Source organism: Streptomyces sp. NPDC002825, from assembly GCF_040295385.1.
Lineage (GTDB): Bacteria > Actinomycetota > Actinomycetes > Streptomycetales > Streptomycetaceae > Streptomyces.
The window spans coordinates 34,539-41,638 of sequence record NZ_JBEOVH010000020.1; the positions used below are offsets into that span (position 1 = coordinate 34,539).

Annotated in this window: 6 protein-coding genes; 4 read left to right on the plus strand and 2 right to left on the minus strand. The window is 68.5% G+C overall.

The window, feature by feature from the left end; translation table 11 throughout:
* Positions 1-88: 88 nt before the first annotated feature.
* From ABT041_RS24090 to ABT041_RS24105, 4 genes are all read left to right on the plus strand, one after another.
* A complete protein-coding gene (locus ABT041_RS24090) occupies positions 89-1,774 on the plus strand; it encodes a SpoIIE family protein phosphatase (RefSeq protein ID WP_351187657.1) in 1,686 nt (561 codons plus the stop codon).
* A gap of 245 nt (positions 1,775-2,019) precedes the next feature.
* On the plus strand, positions 2,020-2,376 hold the full coding sequence (locus ABT041_RS24095) for a VOC family protein (RefSeq protein ID WP_351187659.1): 357 nt from the start codon (positions 2,020-2,022) through the stop codon (positions 2,374-2,376).
* Positions 2,377-2,426: 50 nt separating this feature from the next.
* Positions 2,427-3,956: a helix-turn-helix domain-containing protein gene (locus tag ABT041_RS24100; RefSeq protein ID WP_351187661.1), complete on the plus strand. Its 1,530-nt coding sequence runs from the start codon at positions 2,427-2,429 to the stop codon at positions 3,954-3,956.
* 154 nt (positions 3,957-4,110) lie between these two features.
* On the plus strand, positions 4,111-4,758 hold the full coding sequence (locus ABT041_RS24105) for a PASTA domain-containing protein (RefSeq protein WP_351187663.1): 648 nt from the start codon (positions 4,111-4,113) through the stop codon (positions 4,756-4,758).
* Positions 4,759-4,925: 167 nt separating this feature from the next.
* Here the strand turns inward: ABT041_RS24105 and ABT041_RS24110 are convergent, their stop codons facing one another.
* On the minus strand, positions 4,926-6,476 hold the full coding sequence (locus tag ABT041_RS24110) for an MFS transporter (RefSeq protein WP_351187665.1): 1,551 nt from the start codon (positions 6,474-6,476) through the stop codon (positions 4,926-4,928).
* A 102-nt stretch (positions 6,477-6,578) separates the two neighbouring features.
* The gene (locus tag ABT041_RS24115) at positions 6,579-6,977 is read right to left on the minus strand and encodes a RidA family protein (RefSeq protein WP_351187667.1); all 399 of its coding nucleotides are present in this window, start codon (positions 6,975-6,977) and stop codon (positions 6,579-6,581) included.
* Positions 6,978-7,100 lie beyond the last annotated feature (123 nt).

Consider the following 7,100-nt stretch of genomic DNA (forward strand, 5'->3'; position numbering starts at 1 on the left):
GCCTCACCGCGAGAGGTCACTTCATCGACGGGGTATGCATTGGCCCAGTGAAGACAGCGAGAGGGAATCTGTGAACGGTGAGGGCCCCATGCCGCAGTGGCCTCTTCCGGAGGGTGATGGCCTTCCGGCGTATCAGCTCGTAGAGGGGACCTTGGCCCCCATCGTCGTTCTCGACGCGCAGCTGCGCCATCTGTACGTCAACCCGGCATGGGTCCGGGTCAGCGGCGTGCCCGCCGCTGCGTTCCTGGGACGAACGCTCGGGGAAGTGCTGCCGGACCTCCAGAGCCCAGACGACGTCCTGTTCGAGGTACTCGCAGACGGGCAGCCTCGGGAGGCAGCCATCGCTGGAACGACAGGGGTCTCCTCGCCGCTGGGGCAGAGGCTCTGGAGAGCCGTCTATCACCGGGTGGATCTGCCGGGAGGGGATGCGCGTCTGTGCGGGATCGGCGTGGAGATCAGCAGTCTGCGCCGCTATCTGGACGACCTGGAGACCGCGCATCGGCGGCTTGCCCTGCTGGATGCCGCGGCCGCGCGCGTCGGAACGACACTCGACATTGAAACCACGTGCCAGGAGCTGGTCGACTTCCTGGCCCCTTCGCTCGCCGACATGGCCGCGGTGGGAATCGTCGAAGAGGAGTTCACCGGTGCTCCCCCGCCTCCTCCCGGCTTCCTACGGCTGCGCAAGGTGAGGGGCTCAGCGCCCCCTGGGATGGAATGGGTGCTGCACCAGCTGGGCGGACCAGGACCGTACGTCGACGTTCCCCGTGGCGTCGCAACACGGCATTGCTTGGACAGCGGGCGGCCATGGCTGGGCAACCTGGCCTCGGACGAGCTGTTCAAAAAGGTGACCGTGGACCCCGAACGGACCAAGATCTTCCGCGCGGCGGGCATCCACTCGCTTCTCATCACCCCGCTGATCACCGCAGGTCGCCCGGTCGGCGTCGTCCTACTGGGTCGGGCCGGCACATCTCAGCCCTTTGACGACAACGACCTCGTGACGCTCCAGGCGCTGGCCGGCCGGGCCGCCCTCTCCATCGACAGCGCGCGCCGCTACAGCTACGAACACACCATGGCGCTGGAACTCCAGCGGGCCCTGCTGTCCGAACCCCGCACCCCTCACCCCGCTGTGGAAGTGGCCGCCCGCTACCTCCCATCCGGCCGCAGCGTCCTCGTCGGTGGGGACTGGTACGACTCGATTCCCCTGTCGGACTCCCGCACCTTGCTGGTCATGGGCGATGTGATGGGCCACGGCTTCCAGGCCGCTGTCGCGATGAGCCAGTACCGCTCCCTGCTACGCACCATTGCCGCTTCCGGCGCGGGCGTCGACAAGATCCTTGGCGAGTTCGACCGCCAGGTCGCGCACCTCGGCCTTGACCGCCTCGCCACCTGTCTTCTCGCGGTCATGGATCCCGGTGCGGGCACCTGTACGACCGCCAGCGCAGGGCATCTGCCGCCCGCCGCCGTGCGACCGGACGGAAGCATCGAGGTCTTGTGGCTCCCGGCCGGCCCGCCCATCGGCACCGGACTCGGTGGCTACGAATCGCTCACCGTACGAATGGACCGCGGCACCACTCTGGTGCTCTACACCGACGGCCTGGTGGAACGACGCGGCAGAGACATCGAACACTCGGTGCAGGCGCTTGAGACGCTGAGCCTTCCAGCGGACGGCCCTCTCGACGACATGCTCGACACGTTCCTGACCCGCCTGGCGAACGGTGCGTACGAGGACGACGTCGCAATCCTCGCCGCTCGCCAGCGCGATGGAAATGAATGACCCTCCCCGCTCAACCTTCGATGAGAAACGCTCAACGTTCGCTGCGACAGAACACCCGCCGACCGCGGCATGTCGATCCGGGATCCCGATGCCGGACCCCGATCCCGGGACACCGGCCCCGACGCCTCCGCATCGCCGCCAGCCGCGAAGGGGGGACATCAGGGACTCGACAGGAGACAAAGGGGACTTACCCGTACGGACGCGCACGAATGGCCGTACCGGCGCCGCGCGTCGACGATCGAGCCATGTTCAGCGGCGCGCATGTGATTCTCTACACCCGGGACGCGGAGGCCGACCGGGCCTTCCTCAAGGACGTCTTCGGTTTCGAGCACGTGGACGCCGGAGGCGGCTGGCTCATCTTCAAGCTGCCGCCGGCGGAGGTGGCGGTGCACCCGACGGAGGGCGAGCCGAAGCACGAGATGTACCTCATGTGCGAGGACCTCACCCACACCCTGACCACCCTGGAGGACCGGGGCGCGGAGATCTCACGGGCCATCACCGACCAGGGCTGGGGCCTGCTCGCGGCCGTACGACTGCCGAGCGGGACCGAACTCCCGCTGTACGAACCGCGCCACCCGATCGCGCACGGTGATTCACCCTGACGGCCCACCCCATGTCGATCACCATCTCATATCTGAGATAACGTGACGCCATGGCAGACGACTACCTCGTACGCATCGGCAAGCTCATCCGTGACGCCCGGCAGCACCGCGGCTGGACGCAGACGCAGCTCGCCGAGGCGCTGGCCACGAGCCAGAGCGCCGTCAACCGGATCGAGCGCGGCAACCAGAACATCAGCCTTGAGATGATCGCCCGCATCGGCGAAGCCCTCGACAGCGAGATCGTCTCACTCGGCTACGCGGGCCCCATGCACCTCCGGGTCGTCGGCCGCCGCCGTCTCTCCGGCGCCATCGACGTCAAGACGAGCAAGAACGCCTGTGTCGCGCTGCTCTGCGCCTCGCTCCTCAACAAGGGCCGCACCGTCCTGCGTCGGGTCGCCCGCATCGAGGAGGTCTTCAGGCTCCTGGAAGTCCTCAACTCCATCGGCGTCCGCACCCGCTGGGTCAACGACGGCGTGGACCTGGAGATCGTGCCGCCGGCCGAGCTCGACATGGAGTCCATCGACGCCGAGGCCGCGATCCGCACGCGCTCGATCATCATGTTCCTCGGCCCGCTGCTGCACCGCATGGACCGCTTCAAGCTGCCGTACGCCGGAGGCTGCGACCTCGGCACGCGCACGATCGAGCCGCACATGATCGCGCTGCGCCGCTTCGGCCTCGAGGTCACGGCGACGGACAACCTGTACCACGCCCAGGTCGAGCGCTCCGTCACCCCCGGCCGCCCGATCGTCCTGACCGAGCGCGGCGACACGGTGACCGAGAACGCCCTCCTGGCGGCCGCCCGCCACGACGGCGTGACCGTCATCCGCAACGCCTCCTCCAACTACATGGTCCAGGACCTCTGCTTCTTCCTGGAGGCGCTCGGCGTCCGGGTCGACGGCATCGGCACCACGACCCTGACCGTGCACGGCGTGCCGCAGATCGACGTGGACGTCGACTACTCCCCCTCCGAGGACCCGGTCGAGGCGATGAGCCTGGTGGCCGCGGCGGTCGTGACCGAGTCGGAGCTCACGATCCGCCGGGTCCCGATCGAGTTCATGGAGATCGAGCTCGCGGTCCTGGAGGAGATGGGCCTCGACCACGACCGCTCGGCGGAGTACGCCGCGGACAACGGCCGCACGCGCCTGGTCGACCTGACGGTCCGCCCCTCCAAGCTGGAGGCGCCGATCGACAAGATCCACCCGATGCCGTTCCCGGGCCTGAACATCGACAACGTCCCCTTCTTCGCGGCGATCGCGGCGACGGCCCAGGGCAAGACCCTCATCCACGACTGGGTCTACGACAACCGCGCCATCTACCTCACGGACCTCAACCGCCTCGGCGGCCGCCTCCAGCTCCTGGACCCCCACCGCGTCCTGGTCGAGGGCCCGACCCGCTGGCGCGCCGCCGAAATGATGTGCCCGCCTGCCCTGCGCCCGGCGGTCGTCGTCCTCCTCGCGATGATGGCGGCGGAGGGCACGTCGGTCCTGCGCAACGTGTACGTCATCAACCGCGGTTACGAGGACCTGGCTGAGCGCCTGAACTCGATCGGCGCCCAGATCGAGATCTTCCGGGACATCTAGGACGTCCCGCACGGCGAATCCGGGCACTACGGGGCGGTGGCGTCCGGGGCGTGACTACGATCCCGGCGTGGATTCGAACGCCGCTGTCCCGCCGCCGCCCCCGCTGCCGCCCCGGCCGGTTTCGCGGCCGTGGTGGCGGCATCCCGTGTTCGTCGTGGTCGTGGTGCTCGCGGGCCTCGGGTTCGTGTTGTCCCTCTTCCCAGGGGGAGGCGGGGGCGGCGCGTCCGAAGAGAAGGCGGGGCCGCCCGCGGCGAGCGTCACCGTCTCCGCGTCCGCCCGGCCCACGCCCTCCGGGCCTCCCTCGCTCGTGGGGAAGCGGCTCAAGGACGCGAAGGAGCAGGCCTCAGCCGCAGGGTTCGATGTCGTGTCGCACGATGCTTCCGACCAGGACGCCCGGCAGTGGGACGTCGGTGGGTGGAAGGTGTGTTTTCAGGGGGCGGCGGGGCAGCGCGGTGGTGGGCGGCCGGTGCTCGATCTCGGTGTGGTGCGGGTCGAGGCGCCGTGCCCCCGAGCCGATGGTGGGGAGATTCCCTGGCCTGTCATGCCCGCCGTCGTCGGGATGACCTTCGGTCGGGCCGGCGAGACGCTCGGGCCCCTCGCGTTCAGGAAGGTCGAGCCGGAGAGCGCGTACTCCGATGTGACGCTGCCCGGTGTCGTGGATCCCTGGAAGGTCTGCTTCCAGGATCCCGAGCCGGGCAGGACCGTCGAGAACCCGCAGTTCGGGACCGTCTATCTGAAGCTCGCCCCGCCCGACGCGCCCTGTCCCGAGCGGCCGTACGCCGAGTTGCGTCCCGGCGGCTAGTCCGTCTCTTCCGGATCTTGCCTGACCCGCGACGCCTGGCACCGCACCTCGCAGCGTTGTCGGGCCGCCCAAGTACGTCCAGTAATCGGGCGACCCTCCGCCTTGCGATGCACGGCACCAGACGCCGCGGGCTCGACCGGCAAGATCCGAAAGAGACGACCTGGCGCTCAGGCGCCCGGCATCATCGCGCCGCCCTTGAGGCGTTCGATGTCCGAGGGGCGGACCTGGATCACGAAGATGGCGACCAGGGCGCCGACGACTGCGAAGATCGCCGCTGTGACGAAGCCCGCGGAGACGCCGGTGGCGAGGATCTGGTCGCTCCAGGGCGGTGGGAGCTGGCCGGTCTTGGCGAACTGGGCCTTCTCCAGCGGGCCGGCCTGGGAGAGGAAGGAGGGGACCTGCTTCTCCGCCTCGTTGCGGCTGGCCGTGCCGAAGACGGTCACGAGGATCGAGAGGCCGAGCGAACCGCCCACCTGCTGCGTGGCGTTGAGCAGACCTGACGCGGCCCCGGACTCCTTCGGTTCGACGTTCGACAGCGCCATGATGGTCAGCGAGACGAACATCAGGCCCATGCCGAGACCGAAGACGAGGATCGGTCCGAGGATGCTGCCCGCGTAGGTGGAGTCCACATCGGTGAGCGTCAGCCAGGACAGGCCGACCGCGGTGAGCAGCGAGCCCGTCACCATGAAGGGCTTCGGGCCGAACTTGGGCAGCAGGTTGGACGTGAAACCCGCGCCGACCGCGATGATCGCGCTGACCGGCAGGAACGCGAGGCCCGTCGTCAGGGGGCTGAAGCCCAGCACCTGCTGCACGAAGAGGGTGAGGAAGAAGAACATCCCGAAGATGGCCGCCGCCAGACAGAGCATGATGACGTAGGTGCCCGAGCGGTTGCGGTCGGCGAACATGTGCAGGGGCGTGATGGGTTGCTGCGAGCGCCGTTCGATGAGGATGAACGCGGACAGCAGGACGAGCGCCGCCCCGAACGAGCCGATCGTGTAGGGGTCGCTCCAGCCCTCCTGTGCGGCCCGGATGAATCCGTAGACCAGCGCCACCATGCCGAGCGTCGCCGTCACCGCGCCGGCGAGGTCGAAGTGGCCGGGGTGCCGCTCGGACTCCTTGACGTGACGCGGCGTGAGGACGGCGATCACGATGGCGATCGGGACGTTGACGAAGAAGATCCAGCGCCAGTCGAGCCATTGGACGAGCATGCCTCCGGCCACCAGGCCGATCGCGCCGCCGCCGGCCGAGACGCCCGCGAAGACACCGAAGGCCCGGTTGCGTTCCGGGCCTTCGTCGAACGTGGTGGTGATGAGGGAGAGCGAGGTCGGCGAGGCTATCGCGCCGCCGACGCCCTGGAGTGACCGGGCCGCGAGGAGTTGCCACTCGCTCTGCGCGAGTCCGCAGAAGAGGGAGGCCAGTCCGAAGAGCAGCACGCCGAAGATGAAGACACGGCGGCGGCCGAGGATGTCGCCAGCACGCCCGCCGAGCAGGAGCAGGCCACCGAACGTGAGCGTGTAGGCGTTGACGACCCAGGACAGGCTGGTCGTGGAAAAGTGCAGGGCGCTCTGGATGTGTGGAAGCGCGATGTTCACGATCGTGATGTCGAGGACCACCATCAGCTGGCAGGACGCGATCACGAACAGGGCGATGCCCTTGCCGTCACTGCCCTTCTTCGGGGTGGCGGTCTGTTCCGGTGTCGTCGGCTTGGGTGTACTCATGTGGCGCCTCGAACTTCGCCTGGCGAGTGAGCCGTGGGCCGGTCAGTCCACCTTTCGACCCTAAGCCTGGTCCACACGGGTGACCAGTTGATCAAGCGGCCCCTATTCCAGGACCGCGAAGCCGTCCAGCTCCACCAGGGCCTGCTCGTCCCAGAGGCGTACGACGCCGATGACCGCCATCGCCGGGTAGTCGCGGCCCGCCAACCGGCGCCAGATCCGGCCCAGTTCGTGGGCGTGCTCGCGGTAGGCGGTGACGTCGGTGGTGTAGACGGTGACCCGGGCGAGGTCGGCGGGGGTGCCGCCGGCGTGCCGCAGGGCGGTGAGCAGGTTGCCGAGGGCCGTGGTGAACTGCTCGGTGAGCTCCTCCCCCACGACCTTGCCCTCCGTGTCGAGGGCCGTCTGTCCCGCGAGGAAGACCAGCCGGCTCCCGGTGGCGGTGACGGCGTGGGAGAAACCGGTGGGCGGGGACAGCTCGGCGGGGTTGTGGCGGTGCAGGCTCATGGGGTCGGCTCCTCCGTCTTCTGTTTCTCCGTCTTCTGTTTCTCCGTCTTCTGTTTCTCCGTCTTCTGTTTCTCCGTCTTCTGTTTCTCCGTCTTCTGTTTCTCCGTCTTCTGTTTCTCCGAC

Bases quoted from the DNA above. Each gene is read 5' to 3' on its own strand.
- ABT041_RS24100 (WP_351187661.1), top strand. From the start codon at position 2,427: ATGGCAGACGACTACCTCGTACGCATCGGCAAGCTCATCCGTGACGCC.
- ABT041_RS24090 (WP_351187657.1), top strand. From the start codon at position 89: ATGCCGCAGTGGCCTCTTCCGGAGGGTGATGGCCTTCCGGCGTATCAG.
- ABT041_RS24115 (WP_351187667.1), bottom strand. From the start codon at position 6,977: ATGAGCCTGCACCGCCACAACCCCGCCGAGCTGTCCCCGCCCACCGGT.
- ABT041_RS24095 (WP_351187659.1), top strand. From the start codon at position 2,020: ATGTTCAGCGGCGCGCATGTGATTCTCTACACCCGGGACGCGGAGGCC.
- ABT041_RS24110 (WP_351187665.1), bottom strand. From the start codon at position 6,476: ATGAGTACACCCAAGCCGACGACACCGGAACAGACCGCCACCCCGAAG.